The organism is Streptomyces sp. NPDC048696, from assembly GCF_043198895.1.
In the GTDB taxonomy this organism is placed as follows: Bacteria; Actinomycetota; Actinomycetes; order Streptomycetales; family Streptomycetaceae; genus Streptomyces.
In genome coordinates this window covers 1-20,199 of the sequence record NZ_JBICVJ010000021.1, presented here as the reverse complement: position 1 = coordinate 20,199, position 20,199 = coordinate 1, and the positions used below count along the sequence as shown (strand labels likewise).

At 70.5% G+C, this 20,199-nt stretch carries 17 protein-coding genes; 8 read left to right on the top strand and 9 right to left on the bottom strand.

Annotated features, from left to right (window positions below; genetic code table 11):
- Positions 1 to 393: 393 nt before the first annotated feature.
- The 3 genes from ACGFRG_RS31995 to ACGFRG_RS31985 form a co-directional block, all read right to left on the bottom strand.
- Positions 394 to 1,656, bottom strand: a complete 1,263-nt coding sequence (locus tag ACGFRG_RS31995; RefSeq protein WP_393269595.1) for a YncE family protein — start codon at positions 1,654 to 1,656, stop codon at positions 394 to 396.
- Between the two features lie 255 nt (positions 1,657 to 1,911).
- Positions 1,912 to 3,501 (bottom strand): hydrolase, encoded by a 1,590-nt coding sequence (locus ACGFRG_RS31990; protein ID WP_393269592.1) that lies wholly within the window; start codon positions 3,499 to 3,501, stop codon positions 1,912 to 1,914.
- Positions 3,502 to 3,728: 227 nt separating this feature from the next.
- A complete protein-coding gene (locus tag ACGFRG_RS31985) occupies positions 3,729 to 5,954 on the bottom strand; it encodes a glycosyl hydrolase (RefSeq protein WP_393269589.1) in 2,226 nt (741 codons plus the stop codon).
- 302 nt (positions 5,955 to 6,256) lie between these two features.
- On the opposite strand from ACGFRG_RS31985, the gene ACGFRG_RS31980 reads away from it, so the two are divergent.
- The 5 genes from ACGFRG_RS31980 to ACGFRG_RS31960 all read left to right on the top strand — a co-directional run bounded on the left by ACGFRG_RS31980 (position 6,257) and on the right by ACGFRG_RS31960 (position 12,585).
- Positions 6,257 to 7,273: a LacI family DNA-binding transcriptional regulator gene (locus tag ACGFRG_RS31980; protein ID WP_393269586.1), complete on the top strand. Its 1,017-nt coding sequence runs from the start codon at positions 6,257 to 6,259 to the stop codon at positions 7,271 to 7,273.
- A complete protein-coding gene (locus ACGFRG_RS31975; RefSeq protein ID WP_393269582.1) occupies positions 7,270 to 8,808 on the top strand; it encodes a sugar ABC transporter ATP-binding protein in 1,539 nt (512 codons plus the stop codon). Before ACGFRG_RS31980 ends, ACGFRG_RS31975 begins: the two co-directional genes overlap by 4 nt.
- Positions 8,798 to 10,741, top strand: a complete 1,944-nt coding sequence (locus ACGFRG_RS31970) for a substrate-binding domain-containing protein (RefSeq protein ID WP_393269579.1) — start codon at positions 8,798 to 8,800, stop codon at positions 10,739 to 10,741. Before ACGFRG_RS31975 ends, ACGFRG_RS31970 begins: the two co-directional genes overlap by 11 nt.
- Before the next feature lie 69 nt (positions 10,742 to 10,810).
- Entirely contained in the window at positions 10,811 to 11,716 is a 906-nt protein-coding gene (locus tag ACGFRG_RS31965; RefSeq protein ID WP_361430820.1) for a ribokinase, read from the top strand.
- 200 nt (positions 11,717 to 11,916) lie between these two features.
- Positions 11,917 to 12,585 carry a hypothetical protein gene (locus ACGFRG_RS31960; RefSeq protein ID WP_393269576.1) on the top strand — a complete coding sequence of 223 codons (669 nt, stop codon included), beginning with the start codon at positions 11,917 to 11,919 and terminating at the stop codon, positions 12,583 to 12,585.
- A gap of 290 nt (positions 12,586 to 12,875) precedes the next feature.
- On the opposite strand, the gene ACGFRG_RS31955 is transcribed toward ACGFRG_RS31960, so the two are convergent.
- On the bottom strand, positions 12,876 to 13,886 hold the full coding sequence (locus ACGFRG_RS31955; RefSeq protein WP_361430818.1) for a 2-oxoglutarate and iron-dependent oxygenase domain-containing protein: 1,011 nt from the start codon (positions 13,884 to 13,886) through the stop codon (positions 12,876 to 12,878).
- Positions 13,887 to 14,368: 482 nt separating this feature from the next.
- Here ACGFRG_RS31955 and ACGFRG_RS31950 point away from each other — a divergent pair, with 482 nt between their 5' ends.
- Entirely contained in the window at positions 14,369 to 14,560 is a 192-nt protein-coding gene (locus ACGFRG_RS31950) for a hypothetical protein (RefSeq protein WP_361430817.1), read from the top strand.
- 96 nt (positions 14,561 to 14,656) lie between these two features.
- Here ACGFRG_RS31950 and ACGFRG_RS31945 read toward each other — a convergent pair whose 3' ends face one another.
- A complete protein-coding gene (locus ACGFRG_RS31945; protein ID WP_361430816.1) occupies positions 14,657 to 16,291 on the bottom strand; it encodes a M4 family metallopeptidase in 1,635 nt (544 codons plus the stop codon).
- Between the two features lie 370 nt (positions 16,292 to 16,661).
- On the opposite strand from ACGFRG_RS31945, the gene ACGFRG_RS31940 reads away from it, so the two are divergent.
- On the top strand, positions 16,662 to 17,054 hold the full coding sequence (locus ACGFRG_RS31940) for a nuclear transport factor 2 family protein (RefSeq protein ID WP_393269571.1): 393 nt from the start codon (positions 16,662 to 16,664) through the stop codon (positions 17,052 to 17,054).
- Positions 17,055 to 17,132: 78 nt separating this feature from the next.
- Here the strand turns inward: ACGFRG_RS31940 and ACGFRG_RS31935 are convergent, their stop codons facing one another.
- Positions 17,133 to 17,543 (bottom strand): organic hydroperoxide resistance protein, encoded by a 411-nt coding sequence (locus ACGFRG_RS31935; protein WP_361430813.1) that lies wholly within the window; start codon positions 17,541 to 17,543, stop codon positions 17,133 to 17,135.
- 117 nt (positions 17,544 to 17,660) lie between these two features.
- Between ACGFRG_RS31935 and ACGFRG_RS31930 the strand changes: the two genes are divergently transcribed.
- Positions 17,661 to 18,143: a MarR family transcriptional regulator gene (locus tag ACGFRG_RS31930; RefSeq protein WP_361430812.1), complete on the top strand. Its 483-nt coding sequence runs from the start codon at positions 17,661 to 17,663 to the stop codon at positions 18,141 to 18,143.
- On the opposite strand, the gene ACGFRG_RS31925 is transcribed toward ACGFRG_RS31930, so the two are convergent.
- The 3 genes from ACGFRG_RS31925 to ACGFRG_RS31915 form a co-directional block, all read right to left on the bottom strand.
- Positions 18,115 to 18,855, bottom strand: a complete 741-nt coding sequence (locus tag ACGFRG_RS31925) for a lysophospholipid acyltransferase family protein (protein ID WP_393269567.1) — start codon at positions 18,853 to 18,855, stop codon at positions 18,115 to 18,117. The genes ACGFRG_RS31930 and ACGFRG_RS31925 overlap by 29 nt on opposite strands.
- A 218-nt stretch (positions 18,856 to 19,073) precedes the next feature.
- Complete coding sequence (locus ACGFRG_RS31920; protein WP_393269565.1) at positions 19,074 to 19,616, bottom strand: hypothetical protein; 543 nt, start codon at positions 19,614 to 19,616, stop codon at positions 19,074 to 19,076.
- A 139-nt stretch (positions 19,617 to 19,755) separates the two neighbouring features.
- On the bottom strand, positions 19,756 to 20,199 hold a 444-nt coding region (locus ACGFRG_RS31915; protein ID WP_393269562.1), incomplete at its 5' end, for a substrate-binding domain-containing protein.

The window sequence follows — 20,199 nt, the reverse complement described above, 5'->3', positions numbered from 1 at the left end:
GTACGCACGGTGCTGTTGTGCACCGAGGGGACCGTGTGGTCCCGAGTCGAACCCTGCTATGCCTGACATGCGCATGTAAAGCCGTTTGATCGGCATATGTGCCTTTGGAACTCAGATTTAACAATCGCGTGTTCAACCAGTCGCGCTGAGGTGACGCAGGGGTGACGCAGAGGTGACTGACACGCGGGTTTGCTGTGGGGTTCCTGTGTTTCATTGGTCCAGATGCGCGGACGCGGCAAATGGTTGCACACCCCGCGCACTGTGCTTCTGATCACAGCGCGCGGGGCGGGGTGTGTGCGCCATGTACGCGGGTAGCTGCGGGTGTTGGGGGACGTTCTTCCGCCTTGACCCGTCTTGTGACAGATCACCCCGGTTCGTACATGCGGAAGGGAGTCAGCCCGCCGAGGGGCCGGTCCAGTCGGCGGGGACATGGCCGATCCGTACCCGCTGCGGATGGTCGCCGACCGGGACCGAGACGGTCTTCTGTCCGGTGGCGAAGTCGATCGCGGTGATACGGTCCGCGCCGCTCTCCGAGATGACACAGGACTTGCCGTCGCCGCTCACCGTCGCCCAGTACGGCTTCGACGCGGGAACCAGCGGGCCTTCCCGCAACGTTGTACGGTCGACGACCGTCGCGTAGTCGTCCATCGTCCCGGCCACGCAGAGCCTGGCCCCGTCGGGGCTCATGGAGAGCCCGTGGTGGCGCGAGTCGTTGACCCAGGTGGTGCGGTCCTTGCTGGTCGCGGGGTTCTCGGGGAGCGTCTTCGACCGGGTGATCTTGTCGCTTGCGACGTCGTACTCCAGGAAGCCGTTGAAGAACGAGACCTGGAAGTACGCCTTCGACTCGTCGGGGGTGAACACCAGCGGCCGTACCGCGTTGGACAGGTCCTTGCGGCCGAACGCGTCGAGCCGGGCGCGCATGTCGATGGTCTTGACCTGCTTGTAGGTGTGCGCGTCCACCACCGTGATGTGCCGGTCGCCCTTGGTCCAGTCGAGCCAGGGGGCGTCCAGCGCCGTGTCGACCTCGCCGATCGACATGTTCCAGAGGTACTTGCCGCCGTCGGTGAAGACGTTCTCGTGGGGTTTGTCGCCGGCTGCGAACGAGCCGAGCTGCTCGCCGGTGACGATGTCGAGCACGTGCACAGTGTTCGAGGTGGACGCGGAGACGGCGACACGGGCGCCGTCGGGGGAGACCGCCATGTGGTCGGAGCGGTAACCCGACACGGGGAAGCGCCAGTTGATGTGTCCGGTCGCGAGGTCGATCGAGACGACGTCGGCGAAGCTGGGTCGGGAGACGACCACGGACGAGCCGTCGGGCGTGGTGTACATGTCGTCGACGAACTGGTCGTGACCCTCGCCGGGCCCCTGTCTGATGCCCAGGAAATAGGCGAGTTTGACGGGGTTGAGGTAGATCTCGGTGAGCCGCTGGTCCTTGTCGGGGATGACGTTGATCCGCCCGATCTTGGCGAAGTCGCCGCTCGATCGGACGACGTCGGCGGTGCCGTCCCAGTTGTTGCCGACGAACATGACCTCCCGCAGTCCGGCGGCACCGGCGTGCCGTGCGGCGGTGGCCGAGGCGGTCGTGGCGGTGGAGGTGCCGGCCACGGCCAGGGTGAGAACGGCCGCCAGGGAGCCGAGTGTTCGGGTAACAGGCATCGTCACTCCGGTGATCTCGTGGGGGGCATGACAATGGCGTGCGATGTGGCTCCGGGAAAGTAGTGAGCGCCGGTCCACATCACAAGAGCCGTGACGATGAATGTTGGCGGCGCGACGCGACGCGAAAGGCCCGCCGCCGACCCGCGAGGGGTGGGCGACGGGCCTTCGACGGGAAGATCCGAACGTACCGGTGTACCGACACCCGGCGTACCGACTACCGGCGTACCGGCGTGCGGACCTGCCGACGTGTCGGCGTCAGCTGACGTTGAGCGCCGTGTCGTCGACGACGAACGACGTCTGGAGCGTGGAGCCCTCGACTCCGGTGAACTTCACCGTCACCGTCTGGCCCGCGTACGCGCTCAGGTCGAAGGTGCGCTTGGTGTAGCCGTCGGCCGCGTCGAGGTTGGAGTACGTGGCCAGAGTGGACAGGACCGTCCCGGAGCCGTTCACGACCTGCGCCTTCAGCGTGTCGTACGCCTTGGTGGTCGTGGTCTCGTCCGTGTCGATGTGCAGATAGAAGCTGAGCGAGGCCGCGCAGCCGGACGGGATGGTGACCGTCTGGGAGAGCGTGTCGGTGTGCGCGGTGCCGGTGCCGTCCAGCCAGGCGTCGTACGAGCCGGTGTGCGCGGGCTCGCCCGGGTCGTTGGTGATGACCCCGCTCGTGGCCGACCACGGCGAACTGCCGGACTCGAAGCCGGGGTTGGCGAGCAGCTGGGCGGCCGTGCAGGTACCGGTGCCGCCACCTGTGGTGCCGCCGGTGCTCCCACCTGTGGTGCCGCCCGTGCTGCCACCTGTGGTGCCACCGGTGCTCCCGCCCGTGGTACCTCCGGTGCTCCCACCCGTGCTGCCACCTGTGGTGCCGCCGGTCGTGCCGCCCGTGGTGCCGCCGGAACCACCCGCTCCGGCGAGCCACTCCGTACCGTTGAGGGCGAGTGCCGCGTCCGTGCCGGCCGGGTCGTCCCAGCCGTCGAACAGGGTGTTGTTGGGCTGGCCGGTGCCGTCGTCGATCGGCGAGCTGTCGCCCCAGAACGCCACCCGGCCGCTGCCGAAGGTGCTGGTCGCGAAGAAGGCGCCGGTGTTGCCGGAGTAGCCGGTGCGGTACACCAGGCCCTTGACCGACGGGTTGTCGGCGGGCTTCAGGGTGGCCGTCGTGCCGTTGCGGATGATGCTGCCGGTGACCTTGCCGAAGGAGCCGTTGAGCACCGGGTCGGTGCTGTCGGCGATGGCCCTCGGGTTGTCGTTGGCGATGTTCAGCGAGTCGATCGAGAAGCCGAACGGGTCGTTGTTGTTGACTCCGTTGTTGGTCATCAGATCGTTGAGGATCTGGACCGCGTCGGAGCCGTCGTTGTTGCGGTCCGAGCCGGTGTGGTCGGAGATCATGAACAGACCGCCGCCGTGCTGGACGAACTGCATGATCGCGGTCTTCTCGGACGCCGACAGCAGGATGTTCGGCTCCGGCAGCACGAACGTGTCGAAGTTCTGCAGGTCCAGTGGCGACGAGGTGCCGTAGGTGATGGTGCCCCCCGAAGGCAGCGTCTTCAGGGCGTAGTTGCCCGTCTTCTGGAGCGAGACGCCCCACGAGGACAGTGCGCCGGTCCAGTCGGTCTCGGCCGACGGGTTGGCGTTCTGGGCCAGCGGGTCGGGCTGGCTGGTGCTGATGATCCAGTCGGCGTTGCCGGCGGTCTCGGCCTTGGAATTGTCGAAGAGCACGCGGTGCGGGGTCACCGCGGCGGCTGCGGGGGCGGTGACGGCCAGGGCCGCCGCGCCGGTGCCCAGCATGCCGAACGCCACGAGCGTGGCGGCGAGTCTGTGCCGTGGCCTTTGGGGACTCCGGGTTCGGAGCATCCTGCTACCTCCATGAGGGGTGGGGGAGAGGCGGTGCGGGCGCCCAGTCTGCGCGCGTAGAACGGCAGTTGGGATACTCCCGAGCTACGCGTATTTGAACGGTACATGGCGAGATCGCATCGGTGCAGTGTCTCGGCCGTGACTCTTGAAACCGGCCCCTCGCGTAGGACGCACGCGCAGGCCCCCGCCGACCGGGTCGACGGGGGCCTGACGCTATGTCATATGCCTTAGCGGGTAAGGAGACTGTAGAACCCCCGGCCGAAGGTGGCCGCGACCAGGCGATGGTGGGTGGGGTCGTATGTGATGTCCGACACCGGCACCAGCGGCAGGCCGCTGCCGAGCCGGTGCCAGCCGCCCCGGCCGTTGACGAACACGCCCTGGTCGGTGGCCGCGTAGAGCGTGTTCCGGCCGACCGGCACCACATCGTTGACCGGCGCCTGGGGAAGGTTTCCGGACAGATCGGTCCAGCTCGTGCCCGCGTCCCTGGTCCGCAGCAGATGCGGTTGCGGCGATCCCGCCCGGTACCCGGACAGCGATACATACGCGGTCGCCGGATCGTCCGCGTCCACCGCGATCCGGGTCACCCACGGCTGCCCGGACAGGACCTGGGTCCAGTGGGCGCCCACATCGCGGGTCACCCACACCCGTCCGTCGTCCGTGCCCGCCCAGACGGTGTGTCCGTCGTGCGCGGCCGCGACCGTGGTGATCGTGCCGTAGGGGTAGGAGTCGCGGCTCGGCCCGCCGGTGAGGTCGGGGCTGATCGGCTGCCAGGTGGCGCCGCCGTCGGTCGACCGGTTGAGCCGGTTGCCGCCGTAGTAGAGGACGTTCGGGTTCACCGGGTCGAACTGCACGGGGGTGAGCCAGTTGCGGCGGTCGGACGTGGTGGCGCCGGTGTACTCGGTGAGTGTGGCGCCGCCGTCGGTGGAGCGGAAGCAGTTGCCGTACTGGTAGCAGGCGTACACCCGGTTCTTGTCGGTGGGATCGATCAGGTTCTGCAGCCCGTCGCCGCCCAGGTACTCGTTGAACGCGTCACCGCCCCAGGAGCGCACCGACCCGTTGTCCTGGGCGCCGCCGGATATCCGGGTGGTGTCCTGCGGGGTCGCCGCCACCGTGTAGAGCTGGGTCCACGGCTCGTACGTCGCCTTGGTCCAGCCCGAGTCGCCGCGTGCGTCGGAGCGGTAGACGCCGCCGTCGTTGCCGAGGTAGACGCGGCCCGGGGTGCGCGGGTCCCAGAGCAGGGCGTGCTGGTCGGAGTGGACGGCGTCCTCCTCGGCGGTCCAGGTCGCCCCGCCGTCCTTGGTGGTCATGAAGCCCACCCCGGCCGCGTGCACATGCCGGGCGTCGGCCGGGTCGACCCACACCTTGCCGAACCACCAGGAGTAGCTGGACTGCGAGTCGGCGAGCGTCGGGTTGTCGGGCAGTCTCGTCCAGCTGTCGCCGCCGTCGGCGGAGGTGAGGAAACCGCCGAAGGAGCCGCCGGTGGCGCCGACCAGGGCGTACAGGCGGCCCGGCTCCGAGCGCGCGATGCCCAGGCCGATGCGGCCCGAGTCGGCGGTGGGCAGTCCGCCGCCGAGCCGCCGCCAGTGGGCGCCCCCGTCGTCGGAGCGGTAGACGCCGGAGCCGGTGCCGCCGTAGGTGCGTTTGTCCGGCTCGCGCCGGTGGTCCCACAGCACGGCGTACACGCGGTCGGGGTTGGCCGGGTCGCGCTGGACGTCCACGGCTCCGGTGAAGCCGTTGGGCACGTCGAGCACCCGCCGCCAGGAGTCCCCGGCGTTCTCGGAGAGGTAGACGCCCCGGTCGCCGCCCGCGTTGTAGAGGGACCCGGTCGCCGCGGCGAGCACCCGGCGGGGGCTGCGCGGGTCCACGTCGATCGCGCCGACCGCCCCCGAGTCCCGCAGTCCGACCGCCCGCCAGCTGCGGCCCTGGTCGGTGGAGCGGTAGATCCCGGTGCCCTCGTAGGTGACGCTGCCGCCACCGGGGTTGGGCTCGCCCGTTCCCGCGTACAGCGTGCCGTCCGGGGCGGCGGCGAGTGCGCCCATCGCCTGGGTGCCGCGCTCCGGCCACGCCGGGGTGAACGTCTTCCCGGCGTCGGCCGAGCGCCACACCCCGCCGCTGGCCGCCGCCGCGTACACCGTGTCGGCGTGGCGGGGGTCGAGGGCGAGCGAGACGACCCGGCCGCCGATGTTCGTGGGGCCGATCGGCTGCCAGGAGCCGGGGGCCTGGGGCAGGTCGGCGGCCTGCGCGGCCGCGGTGTCGTAGGCGTGCCGGGGCAACGGCTGCCCGGGAACCGCCTTCTGCAGATAGCTGTACTCGGCGGGCGCGGCGGGGCCGGCTCCGTCGTCGTCCTCCAGGCCCCGGGCCGAGGCGGTATGGCCTCCCGGCGCCAGCAGCCCCGCGACCGCGAGGACCGCGATCGCGGCGGTGCGTATCCCGCTGGATCTCCCTGTACGCATGGACGGCTCCTTACGCGGCCGGGATCGCCGGTCCGCGACGAGGGGAAGAGCATTCCGGTGGCGCGCAACTCACGTAACAGGGGGAGAGTGTTCATCAACTGCCGCAGCCGCACCAGTAGTTGGCGGCGGAACGCGGTGTGAATGCGCCGGTGATCCGCACGGCGCCCCGCTCGGACAGGATCGGCCTGTTCATCACGATCGGGTCTCGGAGGCCCGGTGAGGGCTTGTCCGGGCTCGTGTAATCGATTCCAATCCTCCGTGTAATCGATTCCACGGCGGTACGAGGAGGGGGTGGTCCGGCGATGGCGGGCATCAAGGACGTCGCGGCCGAGGCGGGAGTGTCGGTCGCCACGGTCTCCCGCGTCCTCAACAACCACCCGTCCGTCAGCCCCGAGGCGCGCTCGCGCGTCCTCGCCGCCGTCGACGTGCTCGGCTACCGCCCCAACGCGGTCGCCAGGTCGCTGCGCACCGACCAGACCCGCACCCTCGGCCTGGTCATCAGCGATGTGCTCAACCCGTACTTCACCGAGCTCGCCCGCTCGGTCGAGCAGGAGGCCCGCGAGCTCGGCTACAGCGTCATCATCGGAAACGCCGACGAGCGGCCCGAGTTGCAGGACCACCACATCCGCACCCTGCTCGACCGCCGCATCGACGGGCTGCTCGTCTCGCCCACCGACGGCGGCTCCCCGCTGATGCTGGAGGCGGCCCGCGCGGGCACCCCGATGGTCTTCGTCGACCGTTGGATCCCGGGTGTCGATGTCCCCGTGGTGCGGGCCGACGGCCGCGCGGCCGTCCGCGACCTGGTCGCCCATCTGCACGGCCTCGGTCACCGCAGGCTCGCCATCATCGCGGGCCCGGCCGCCACCACCACGGGCAGCGAACGTGTCGAGGCGTTCCGGGACGCGCTGCGCGAACTCCGACTCCCGCTCCCCGACGCCTATACCGGCCAGGGCGACTTCCAGGCCGACAGCGGCCGCCGGACCACCGAACGCTTCCTCGCGCTTCCCGAACCGCCCGAAGTGGTCTTCGCCGCCGACAACCTGATGGCGCTCGGCGCCCTCGACGCGATCCGCGCGCACGGGCTGCGGGTGCCGTACGACATCGCGCTCGCCGCCTTCGACGACATCCCGTGGTTCGTGCACACCGATCCGCCGATCACCGCGATCGCCCAGCCGACCGACGCGCTGGGCCGGGCCGCCGTACGCGCCCTCGTCGACCGGATCGAGGGGCGGCCGCCGCAGTCGGTCACCCTCCCCGCCCGTCTCGTCGTGCGCCGCTCCTGCGGCGAGGGCTCCACCGGCACAGGGAGCGACGCATGAGCGAGCAGGGCGAGGTGCTGCGGACAGAAGGCATCCGCAAGGCGTTTCCCGGTGTGGTCGCGCTCGACGGCGTCGACTTCGCGCTGCGCCGCGGCGAGGTGCACGTACTCCTGGGCGAGAACGGCGCGGGCAAGAGCACCCTCATCAAGACGCTCTCCGGCGCCCACCGCCCGGACGGCGGCCGCGTCCTCGTCGACGGGCACGAGGTGCGCATCCACAGCGCGCAGGACGCCGAACGGCTCGGCATCGCCACCATCTACCAGGAGTTCACCCTCGTCCCCGATCTGACGGTCGCCGAGAACATCTTCCTGGGCCGCCAGCCCCGCCGGTTCAAGATGATCGACCGCAAGAGGATGGAGGCGGACGCCGCCGTGCTCCTGGAGCGGGTCGGCGTCGATGTCCCGCCCCACGCGCGCGTACGCGACCTGGGCATCGCCCGGCTCCAGATGGTCGAGATCGCCAAGGCGCTCAGCCTCGACGCCCGCGTCCTGATCATGGACGAGCCGACCGCCGTGCTCACCTCCGACGAGGTCGACAAGCTCTTCACCCTTATACGCGGGCTGCGTGCGGACGGTGTGGGCATCGTCTTCATCACCCACCACCTCGACGAGATCGCGGCGCTCGGCGACCGGGTCACGGTGCTGCGCGACGGCAGAAGCGTCGGCCAGGTGCCGGCCTCGACCCCCGAGGACGAACTCGTACGCCTCATGGTCGGCCGCGACATCGACCAGCAGTATCCGCGCGAACGCCCCGACGTCGGCGCCCCGTTGCTGTCCGTGCGCTCGCTGACCCGACAAGGCGCCTTCCACGACGTCAGCTTCGAGGTGCGGGCCGGTGAGGTCGTCGGCCTCGCCGGACTGGTCGGCGCCGGGCGCACCGAGGTCGCCCGGGCCGTCTTCGGCGCCGACCGCTACGACAGCGGATCCGTGGACGTGGGCGGGCGGCGGCTGCCCCGGCACGACGTGAACGCCGCGATGGGTGCCGGGATCGGGCTTGTCCCCGAGGACCGCAAGGGCCAGGGCCTGGTCCTCGACGCCTCCGTACAGGAGAACCTGGGCCTGGTCACGCTGCGCTCGGCCACCCGCGCCGGGCTCGTCGACCGCAAGGGCCAGCGGGCGGCGGCCGCGCGGATCGCCGAGCGGCTGGGCGTGCGCATGGCCGGGCTCGGCCAGCCGGTGCGCACCCTGTCCGGCGGCAACCAGCAGAAGGTCGTCATCGGCAAGTGGCTGCTCGCCGACACCCGGGTGCTGATCCTCGACGAGCCGACCCGGGGCATCGACGTCGGCGCCAAGGTCGAGATCTACCAGCTCGTCAACGAACTGACCGCCGCCGGGCACGCGGTCCTCATGATCTCCAGCGATCTGCCCGAGGTGCTCGGCATGAGCGACCGGGTGCTGGTCATGGCCCAGGGGCGCATCGCCGGGGAACTCCCGGCGGGCGAGGCGACCCAGGAGGCCGTCATGGAACTCGCCGTCGGCGCGGCGCCCGCGCCCGCCCCCGTGGACAACGAAGTGGAGGGCTCCCGTGGCCACTGACACGCTCCGGAGCGGCGCGGGCGTACCGGCGCTGCGCCGTCTGCTGCTCGACAACGGCGCGCTGAGCGCCCTGGTGGTCCTGCTGGTGGCGATGTCGCTGCTCTCCGGCGACTTCCTGACCACCCAGAACCTGCTCAACGTCGGGGTGCAGGCGGCGGTGACCGCGATCCTCGCGTTCGGTGTCACCTTCGTCATCGTCTCGGCGGGCATCGACCTCTCGGTCGGCTCGGTCGCTGCGCTGTCCGCGACCGTGCTCGCCTGGACGGCGACGAGGCAGGGCCTGCCGGTGTGGCTCGCGGTCGTCCTCGCCGTCGGCACCGGCATCGCCTGCGGCCTGGTCAGCGGCGCCCTCGTCGCGTACGGCAAACTCCCGCCGTTCATCGCCACCTTGGCCATGCTCTCGGTCGGCCGGGGCCTGTCGCTGGTGATCTCGCAGGGCAGTCCGATCGCGTTCCCCGACTCCATCTCCAGGATCGGCGACACCATCGGCGGCCGACTGCCCGTCCCGGTGCTGGTGATGGTCGCGATGGGGCTGCTCACGGCGCTGATCCTGTCCCGTACGTACCTCGGGCGCTCGATGTACGCGATCGGCGGCAACGAGGAGGCGGCCCGGCTCTCCGGGCTGCGGGTCAAGCGGCAGAAGATCGCGATCTACGCGCTCTCGGGTCTGTTCGCCGCCGTCGCCGGAATCGTGCTCGCCTCCCGGCTCGTCTCGGCGCAGCCGCAGGCCGCCCAGGGCTACGAGCTCGACGCGATCGCGGCGGTCGTCATCGGCGGCGCGAGCCTGTCCGGCGGAGTGGGCAAGGCGTCCGGCACCCTGATCGGCGCGCTGATCCTGGCGGTGCTGCGCAACGGCCTCAACCTCCTTTCCGTGTCCGCCTTCTGGCAGCAGGTCGTCATCGGCGTGGTCATCGCCCTCGCCGTCCTGCTCGACACGGTGCGCCGCCGGGCAGGGGCCGCGCCGGGGGCGGCGGGCGCGGGCTCCGGAGGCGGGTTCGGCGGCAGGGGCGGACCGGTGAAGGCGGCCGTCGCCGCCGTGTCCGTGGCGGCCGTCCTCGGCGCGCTCTCCTTCGTCCACACCGACTCGTCCGGGACCTCCACCAAGGTGGGCATGTCGCTCTCCACCCTCAACAACCCCTTCTTCGTGCAGATGAAGGCCGGGGCCGAGGCGGAGGCCAAGGCGGCGGGAATCGACCTCACCGTCACCGACGCGCAGAACGACGCCTCCCAACAGGCCAACCAGATCCAGAACTTCACCGGGGCGGGCATGAAGTCGATCATCGTCAACCCGGTGGACTCGGACGCCGTGGGACCGTCGGTGCGCGCCGCCAACAAGGCGGACATCCCCGTGGTGGCCGCCGACCGGGGCGTCAACAAGGCGACCGCGGCCACCCTGGTCGCCTCCGACAATGTCGCGGGCGGCAGGCTGGCGGCGAGGACGCTCGCCGACAAGCTCGGCGGCAAGGGCAGGATCGCCGTCCTCCAGGGCACCGCGGGCACCTCCGCCAGCCGCGAGCGTGGCCAGGGCTTCGCCGAGGGCATCAAGGCGTACCCCGGCATCACGGTCGTCGCCCGTCAGCCCGCCGACTTCGACCGCACCAAGGGCCTCGACGTGATGACCAATCTGCTCCAGTCGCACCCCGATGTCAGCGGAGTCTTCGCCGAGAACGACGAGATGGCGCTCGGCGCGGTCAAGGCGCTCGGTGCCAGGGCCGGATCCTCCGTGGCGGTGGTCGGGTTCGACGGAACTCCCGACGGTCTCAAGGCGGTCGGGGCGGGCACACTGTACGCATCGGTCGCGCAGCAGCCCGCCGAGCTCGGCCGCATCGCCGTGCGCAAGGCGGTCGAGGCGGCGAAGGGCGACAAGGTCGAGAGCACGGTGAAGGTTCCGGTCAAGGTCGTCCTGCGCGAAAACCTCGCCCAGTTCTCCTGAACGTCGCAGACTTCTCTCGACGGTCACCGGCCACCCCCTACCTCGGCCCCCAGCGAAAGCAGGACAGGGATGTACGACTACGACCTTCTGGTCGTCGGGTCCGCCAACGCCGACCTGGTCATCGGCGTGGACCGCCGCCCCGCGCCCGGCGAGACCGTGCTCGGCTCGGACCTGGTCGTCCACCCGGGCGGCAAGGGCGCCAACCAGGCCGTCGCGGCTGCCCGGCTCGGGGCGCGCACCGCCCTGCTCGCCCGGGTCGGCGACGACGGCCACGGACGGCTGCTCCTGGACTCGCAGCGGGCGGCGGGCGTGGACACCGTCGGCATGCTCGTCGGCGGGGCGCCCACCGGCGTCGCGCTGATCACCGTGGACCCGTCCGGCGACAACAGCATCGTGGTGTCGCCGGGCGCCAACGCCCGGCTCGCCCCGCAGGACGTGCGGGCCGCGGCGAGCCTGTTCCAGGCGTCGAGGGTGGTCTCCGCGCAGCTGGAGATCCCGCTGGAGACGGTCGTCGAGACGGTTCGCAGTCTCGCCTTCGGCAGCCGTTTCGTGCTCAACCCCTCCCCGCCCGCCCGGGTGCCCGCCTCGGTGCTCACCGCCTGCGACCCGCTGATCGTCAACGAGCACGAGGCTCGATTCCTGCTGGGCGACTCGGCGGGCCCCGCCCCCGAGGACTGGGCCCGGGCGCTGCTGCTGCGCGGCCCGCGCTCGGTGGTGATCACCCTGGGCGCGGCGGGCGCCCTGGTCGCGGCCGGCAGCACCAACTCCTTCGTACGGGTGGCCAGTCCGCAGGTCGACGTGGTGGACACGACCGGGGCCGGGGACGCCTTCACGGCGGCTCTGGCCTGGCGGCTCGGCCTCGGTGAGGACCTGGCCGAGGCCGCCGCGTTCGCGGTCCGGGTCGGCGCGGCGGCGGTGACCCGGCCCGGCGCGCAGGAGTCGTATCCGACGGCCGAGGAGGTCTTCGCGCGGTGAGGTGAGCGGCAGCGCGGCGCGTCCGTAGCCGTACGGTCGAGGCCGTACGGCTACGGCTGTTGTCGGCCATCCGCGTGGAATTGGCCATACCCCTACAAATCCCGGAAAGCAACCGACCTCACCCCCTACCGTGATCCCGATGCGTCGGCCGACGCAGCACGGCGGCCCACGGGGGCCATGCGCCAGGGAGTTGCGGGTTCATGAAACGACGGTTGGGCATCCTCGTCTCGGTCGGCGCGCTCACGTGCGGTGTCACCGGAGTGGGCACCGCGGCGGCGTCCGCCGCACCGGCCCACCCCACCGCGACCGCCGAGATCTTCGCCACCAGCAACACGGCCGTCATCACCGACCCCGCCGACCCCCGGCTGCGAACCCGGCTGCGCGGCTTCGACCGCGAGGTGCGCTCGGTCATCCGCGCCAACGGCGCCAGGGCGGCGAAGTCGTCGCTCCTGAACGGCGTCTTCTGGTCGTCCGACCTCAAGCAGGCGACGTACGAGCGCTCGCGCGAGTTCGACGTCAACCACGTCAGCGCGAGCGGCCTCCACCACATCGCGGACGTCATCCGCAAGGAGTTCAAGCAGGAATCCGTCCTGACGTTCCGTCATCTCCCGCGCGGCTCGGCGCAGACCAACGCCGTCGACATCGAGGCGACCGGCGTCACCTCGACCCACCTGCACGACGCGCTGCTCGCGGACCCCGAGGCCCGCGACGAGCTCGGCGGCGGTTCGGTCACCGCCCGCGACGGCAGGCTCATCCTCATCGCTCCGCTCGCCGATCTGCCGCTCGCCAAGAAGTTCGTGGGCGAGCTCGGGGTGGACTGGGCGCAGGCCGAAGTGCGGTACGGGGCCGAGGAGTTCGTCGGCGGTTGACACGCGGACGCGCGCGGGTCCGGAAGCCCGCGCGCGCCGACCCGAGTTGGTGCCGTCGCCGGTCGATTACGTAACGTAACCGCTTGCGCACCACCCGCCCCGTGGTCCGCGTGGCTGTCCCTGAGCAGCGGAATTGGCCACTTTAAGTGGCCGCACGACGGGTGCTTTTCGGGGGAGGGCGGCGCAAGCTGGAGGCGGAGCCGGGCCGTCTATCCCCGAGCAGACGGCCCAGCTCCGCCCGGGGCGCCGCCACCGAGCGGGAGGACGGCGCCCCTCGGACCGCTCCCGGATCAGCCCACCAGCTCCGGGTGGTGACGCCGCGCCACCTCCGGGTGGGCGCGCAGCCAGCCCTTGAGCTCATTGCGGCCGTACTCGGCGTGCAGCGGGTTGTCGGCGCTGTGCGCGACGCCGGGCGCGTGCGCCAGATAGCCGCCGGGGACCGTCTCGACGCGGGCGTCCAGGCGCGGGTTGTAGAAGAACGGCACCGAGTACCGCTCCACGGCCCCGGGCGGCGAGACGACGCGGTGGTCGGTCGCGGACAGATAGCCCTCGGTCGCGATCTCCAGGAGCTCGCCGAGGTTGACGACGAAGGCGCCGGGCAGCGGCGGAACGTCCACGAAGCCGTCGCCGAGCCGGACTTGCAGACCCCCGACGGAGTCCTGGAGCAGCAGCGTGAGGAACCCGTAGTCCTTGTGCGCGCCGACGCCCTGGCCGTCGCCCTCCGGCGCGCTTCCGGGGTAGCGGATCAGCTTGGTGTGCAGATGGGGGCGCTCGGCGAAGGCGGCGTCGAAGAAGTCGGCGGGGGCGCCGATGGAGGCGAGGAGCTCCTGGAGCAGCCGGTGCGCGACGGCCGCCAGCCGGTCCTGCCAGCCGAGCACGACGGTGCGCAGCTCGGGCAGCGCGTCGGGCCACTGGTTGGGCCCCTCCAGCCAGCGGTACGCCGGGTCGTCGGGCCCCACCACGGGCGCGGGCCGCTCGGCCCCGACGTCGAGCTGGTCCCGCCAGTCCGAACGCCCGCCCGTCAGCTCATGGCCGATGCGCGTGTAGCCCCGGAAGTGCGGCGAGCGCAGATTGCTCAGGGCGAGCCGATCGGCCTCGGGCAGCGCGAAGAACTCCCTGGTCAGCCGCAATATCCGAGCGACCTCGGCGTCCTCGATGCCGTGTCCCACGAGATGGAAGAACCCGGTGTCGCGGGCCGCGCGGTGCAGCCCCTCGCGAAAGGCGTCGCGCGTGGCCGGGTCGGCCGCCTGCGACAGGTCGACCACGGGCAGTGAGGTGGGAAGCAGGGTGGTGCTGGACATGGCGGGTTCCGTTTCCGTTCCGGGATATACGGAGGTCCTGTTCCCGGGGTTGCCGGGAGGACGGCCGGAACGGCTGGGCGAAAGGGTGCGCCGGAACCGGGGGTGACCGCGACAGGACCGTGGGGCAGAAGGGCGAGGGGCCCGGGGCGGGGCTCGAAGAGCCGGGCCGGGGGCCGGGGCCGAGAAGGCCGCGAAGGTCAGTCCTGCGGGCGACAGCTCATGGTCGTGACGCGCACGTAGTCCACGTGTCGGCGCATCACGAGAAGAGTCATGCCATGAGAGTACGCCTGCGCCGCGTGCCCGTGGAGGAGATCTTCCCCACACGCACGCGCCCCGACACTCACGCGGCCCGCATCCATCCGCCCGCCGATCCACCCGCGCTGATCCGATCAGGGGAACGACCAGCCTGTCGGGTGGGCGTGCGGGCGTCGGTTGGCGAGAGTCTGACGCGACCAGTCGGACACACCACCCAAGGGACTCCCATGCTCCGTCGCCTCGCCGTCGTCCTCGTCAGCCTCTCCGCAGCGGCCTGTTTCACCGCCGGCACCGCGACCGCCGCGTCCTTTGACGACCCGAGGGAGCTCACCCCTCGCGAGCAGGCGGGCCTGGAGTTCGCGGGCCATGTGCTCGGCGGCCTCCTCGGCGGCTCCCCGCTGCGCGGCGCGGGCTTCTGACGCCGTACGCGCTGATCCGGAGAACCAGGAGAACGCGAGACGGGCGCCCACCCCCGTCGGGGTGGGCGCCCGCATGTCGGTGCTCCGGTTACCGGATCACTTCACGTTGACCGCGGCCCAGGCCGCGTCCACCGTCTTGTACTCGGTGCTGCTCGCGCCGTACAGCGCGCTCGCCGCGCTGAGGGTGGCGGTGCGGGCGCCCTTGTAGTCGGTCGTCGAGGTCATGTAGGCGGTCAGCGCCTTGTACCAGATCTTGACGGCCTTGTCCCGGCCGATGCCCGTGACCTTGGAGCCGTCGGACGTCGGGGAGTCGTAGCTGACGCCGTTGATGGTCTTGGCGCCGCTGCCTTCGGACAGCAGGTAGAAGAAGTGGTTCGCGACGCCCGACGAGTTGTGGACGTCGAGGTCGCCGACCCCGGCGGACCAGTTGTCGGCCGAACCGCCGTCCTTGCTGGGCTTGTCCATGTACCGCAGCGGCTTGCCGTCACCGTTGATGTTGATCTTCTCGCCGATGAGGTAGTCACCGGGGTCGGAGGCGTTGTTCGCATAGAACTCCACCGCGGTGCCGAAGATGTCCGAGGTCGCCTCGTTGAGGCCGCCGGACTCACCGCTGTAGTTGAGGGCGGCGGTGGCCGCCGTCAGGCCGTGCGACATCTCGTGGCCCGCGACGTCGAGCGCGGTCAGCGGTGCGGCGTTGCCGGACCCGTCCCCGTACGTCATGCAGAAGCAGCTGTCGTCCCAGAACGCGTTGACGTAGTTGTCGCCGTAGTGGACCCGGCTGTAGGAAGCGACGCCGTCGTTCTTGATGCCGTTGCGGCCGAGGACGTTCTTGTAGAAGTCCCAGGTCACAGCCGCGCCGTAGTGCGCGTCCACGGCCGCCGTCTGGCTGTTGGAGGCCTTGCCGTCGCCCCAGGTGTCGACGGCGTTGGTGAAGAGCGTGCCCTTGCCGGACGTCTTGTGGCCCAGGTCGTACGTCTTGTGGCCGCCGCGCGCCGAGTCGTCGAGCTGGAACGAGGAGCCGGACTTCGAGGTGCCGAGCGTGACGCTGCCGCTGTACTGGCTGTTGCCCGTACCGGTCTTGACGGCCTGCCACTGCGAGAGCTTCTTGCCGGTGGTGGCGTCCGTGATGACGTGCAGCTGGCTCGGTGTGCCGTCGTCCTGGAACCCGCCGACGACGGTCTCGTAGGCGAGGACCGGCGTGCCCTTCGCCGCCCAGATCACCTTGCGCGGCGCCTGGTCGGCCGAAGCCTTCTGCGCGCCCGCGCTCTTGGCGACGCTGAGCGCGTTCTGCTGCACGGCACTCGCCGCGATGGCCGGCGTGGTGGACGCGACCTTGATGGCGGCTCTGGCCGCCTTGGTCACACCGGCGCTCTTGCCGTTCTTGGTGACGTGCACGACCAGGTCGCCGCCGAGGACCGGGAGGCCGTCGTAGGTGCGGTCGTAGCGGGTGTGGACGGTGCCGTCGGCGTCCTTGATCACATCGCGGACGACCAGCTTCTCCTGGGCGCCCAGGCCCAGTTCGGCCGCGGTCTTCGCGGTGGTGGCGTTCTGCTGACGGATCAGCTCGGCCCGCTGCGAGGCGGACAGGCTGAGCGGCTTCGCGGCACTGTCGGCGCTCGTGGGGGAGGCGCCGGCGGATCCGGAGGCCACGCCGGTGAGACCACCGGCGAGGAGCGCGGCGGCGGCGACGGAGCCGGCGACACGGGTGGAACGCGTTATACGAAAAGTCACGCGAGCGTCCCTTTCTAGGGAGTGGGGGGTTGATGGTGCAGGTGTCACGTGTGGGCACAGAGTGGCAGGCGGGACGCGTGCATGTCAGGAAGGTGACCATGAAATGGCCGGAAAGCCGCTTGGGGGCGGCGCGGCGGCGCGCGGGGCCGAAGTGGCCGTCCGGCCAAGGGATTTCGGGACCGATCAGTGGTCCCGGCGGCGCCTGACGAACCGGCTGTCGAAAAATCACCTGACCGAAAATCGACCCAACTGAAGTGGGTTCTCGATCGTCTGCGGGCCGAGGTCTGGACGTCCGGCGTCCGTCGTGGTTACTCTCCAGTACACCTAATCAACAAGTTGAGTATCCGAGTGTGGAGAGGTGGCTGAGGCGATGTCCGCCTTCCGTAAGGCCGTGGAATCCGGGGACCATGACGGCATCGAGGCGCTGCTCGCCGAGAACGTCGTGTTCACCAGCCCGGTGGCGTTCAAGCCCTACCCGGGCAGGGCGATCACGGCCGCGATCCTGCGGGCCGTGGTGCGGACCTTCGAGGACTTCCGCTATGTGCGCGAGATCGTGAGTGCCGACGGCCGCGACCAGGCGCTGGTCTTCAAGGCCACGGTCAACGGCCTGGAGGTCAACGGGTGCGACTTCCTGCACTTCGACGACGACGGCCTGATCGACGACTTCACCGTCATGGTCCGCCCGCTGTCGGGCGCCAACGCCCTCTCCGAGGCCATGGGTGCCCAGTTCGACCGCATCCGCGAGGAGGCGGCGGCCGGCTGATCCGGGTCCGTACGCACAGAAGCCCGGGTCGGCGAGGTACACCTCGCCGACCCGGGCTTCTTCAGCTGTTGCGAGCGATTACTCGATGACGAGCTCGACCTCGATGTTGCCGCGCGTGGCCTTGGAGTACGGGCAGTAGGCGTGCGTCGCCTCGACCAGCCGGCGGCCGGTCTCGCCCTCCAGGGCGTCCGGCAGCTCCACGCGCATGACGACGGCGAGGCCGAAGCCGGTGTCGTCCTTGCCGATGGAGACCTCGGCGGTGACGGCGACGTCCTTGGTGTCGAGCTTCATCTCGCGGCCGACCGCTCCCATGGCGCTGGCGAAGCACGCGGCGTACCCGGCGGCGAAGAGCTGCTCGGGGTTGGTGCCCTCACCGTTGCCGCCGAGCGCCTGGGGCATCGCGAGGGGGAGGTCGAGTCGGCCGTCCGAGCTCACGGCCCGGCCCTCGCGCCCGTTGGCGGTGGCGGCGGCGGTGTACAGCGCGTTCATGGAGGTGCCCTCTTCCGTCCGGTGGGGAGCGGCTGCCCGCTCCCGGCTACCCCCAAAGAGTTGCACACAACTAAATTGTGCGCAACTCAATGGCGGGCGACAAGCTACCCTGGACCCATGACCTCCTCGTCGACCCCTGCCGCGCCGTCCTCGCCCCTCGCGTCCGACGTCGATCTGCTCCGCCTCGACCACCAGGTCTGCTTCTCCCTGCACGCCGCGTCGCGCGCCTTCGGCGGCATCTACCGCGACGCCCTGAAGGACCTCGGCCTCACCTATCCGCAGTACCTGGTGATGCTGGTGCTCTGGGAGCACGGACCGCAGCCCGTCAAGGTGATCGGGGAGCGGCTGCGGCTCGACTCGGGCACGCTCTCGCCGCTGCTCAAGCGGCTGGAGACGGCCGGGCTCGTGACCCGTGAGCGCAGCGCCCACGACGAGCGGTCGGTGACGATCCGGCTGACCGAGGACGGCGGCGCACTGCGCGAGCGCGCGCTGCCGGTGCCGCTGAAGATTTTGTCGGCGACGGGCCTGTCGGTGGAGGAGGTGCTGTCGCTCCAGCAGCTCCTCGGCCGGATCACGACGGCTCTGGACCAGGCGAGCTGACCAGACCGGGACGCGCCGGGCGGGTCTGGAGCCGGGCCTCGGCCCGGGCCTTCGCCTCCGCCGCGTAGGTGTCCACGTACTCCTGCTCGGAGAGCGCCCGGATCGCGTACATGATCTCGTCGGTGACCGCGCGCAGCACTTCGCGCCGGTCGGGCATGTTCGCGTACCGGGAGAAGTCGAGCGGGGCGCCGAAGCGGATGGTGACCGGTACGCGGCGCGGCAGCCGCTGGCCGCGCGCCTGGGCCTCGAACGTGCCGATCATCGCGCAGGGGATCACGGGCGCGCCCGAGCGCAGCGCCATGGCGGCGACCCCGGCCTTGCCCTTGTACAGGCGGCCGTCGTGCGAGCGGGTGCCCTCGGGGTAGATGCCGAGCAGTCCGCCCGCCGCGAGCACGCGCAACCCGGTGTCGACCGCGGCCTGTGCGGCGTCTTTGCCCGAGCGGTCCACCGGTATTTGCCCGACCCCCCGGAAGAACCCGGCGGTCAGTCGGCCTTTGACGCCCCGGCCGGTGAAGTACTCCATCTTGCACAGATAGGTGATCCGGCGCCTGATGCTCACGGGAACCAGGAATGAGTCGCAGAACGAGAGATGGTTTCCCGCGATGATCGCCGCACCGCCGCGCGGCACGTGCCGCAGCCCCTCGACCCTGGGCCGCATGGGCCACCGGAGCAGCGGTACGAGCACGATGTATTTGAACGCGTAATAAAGCACGCCAGTGAGACCCTTTCCCCGGAGTGACCCCCGCGCCGAGGCACGCTAATGGCGGGTCGGGCGAATGGGGAGAGGGCCTAATGAGCCAGGCGTGATGGTTCAAAAACGCTGTTACGCCCCGGCGTTGACACCGGGGCGTAACATTTGCATTCAGAATTCAGCCGTTTGCGGACGGGTTTGCCGCCGGGCGCTTCGGCTGACGTGTCCGATCCGTATCGCTACGGGTGCCAGATTTCCTTGATGGCGACGACGTTGCCCTTGGCGTTCAGGGTCACGTCGTAGATGCCGCCGGAGCAGGTGAGCGGAGGCTTGACGGCCTCGTGGTCGTTGGCGAGGCAGTCGCCGATGTGGTCCCAGAGCTGGTACAGCTCGACCTTCTTGGTCTGGCCGGAACCCGTGGCGAGCTCCGCCGTGACGTTCTTCTCGAACCAGTACGGCTTGTGCGGGCCCTCGCCGTGGTAGATCCAGTCGTTCGGCGTGCACGCGGGCTTGGCGTCCTGTGCGTGCATGGTGTTCTGCTTGGGCCGCTCGATCGGGTGCAGCATCTTGTGACCGGCCGGGAGCTTGGGCGGGTTGCCGCAGTCCTGGTTGGGGTCGGCGGCCGGGTCGGCCGGGGTACCGGCCGTCGGAGTGGCCTTGGCGCCGGCGGACTTGGAGGCGGCGGGCGCCGAGCCCTTGTCGTCGGACGGGCCGCACGCGGTGACGGTGACAAGGGCCGCCGCGAAGGCGACGGCGGTGAGAAGACTACGAGTTGACGGCATTTCAGGTATCCCCCGAGGTGGTGCGTGAATTTGCGGCATGATCATGCCATACGGCGAGATCAAGCCACCAATCGAGCGGTTTCGGGGGTCGGCGGCCGCTGACGGTGGCGTACGGCCGCCATGGGCGGGGGCTACCGCGTCACTTCAGACCCATCGCCTCACATGCGTCCCTGACGTTGGCCGTGCAGATCTCGGCCGCCGAGTAGACGCCGTCGCGGATGACGGTCTCCTTGATGTTCGCCTTGGTGAGCGCGACGATCGGGATGATCACGGAGGGAACGCCCTTGGTGGTGGGGGAGTCGACCGTCGCCTTGGTGATGAGGGTCAGCGGTTCGCCCTTGGCGAGCGAGACCGCCATCTGCGCGGCCACCGGGCCTTCTTGGACGTACGGCTTGTAGACGCTCATGAACTGCTCGCCCGCGACGATGCGCTGCACGCCCGCGAGTTCCGCGTCCTGGCCGGTGACCGGGGGGAGCTTGGACAGACCGGCGGCCTTGAGGGCGGTGATGATGCCGCCCGCCATGCCGTCGTTGGCGGAGTACACGCCGATGATCTTGTCCTTGCCCAGGGCAGAGATCGCGCC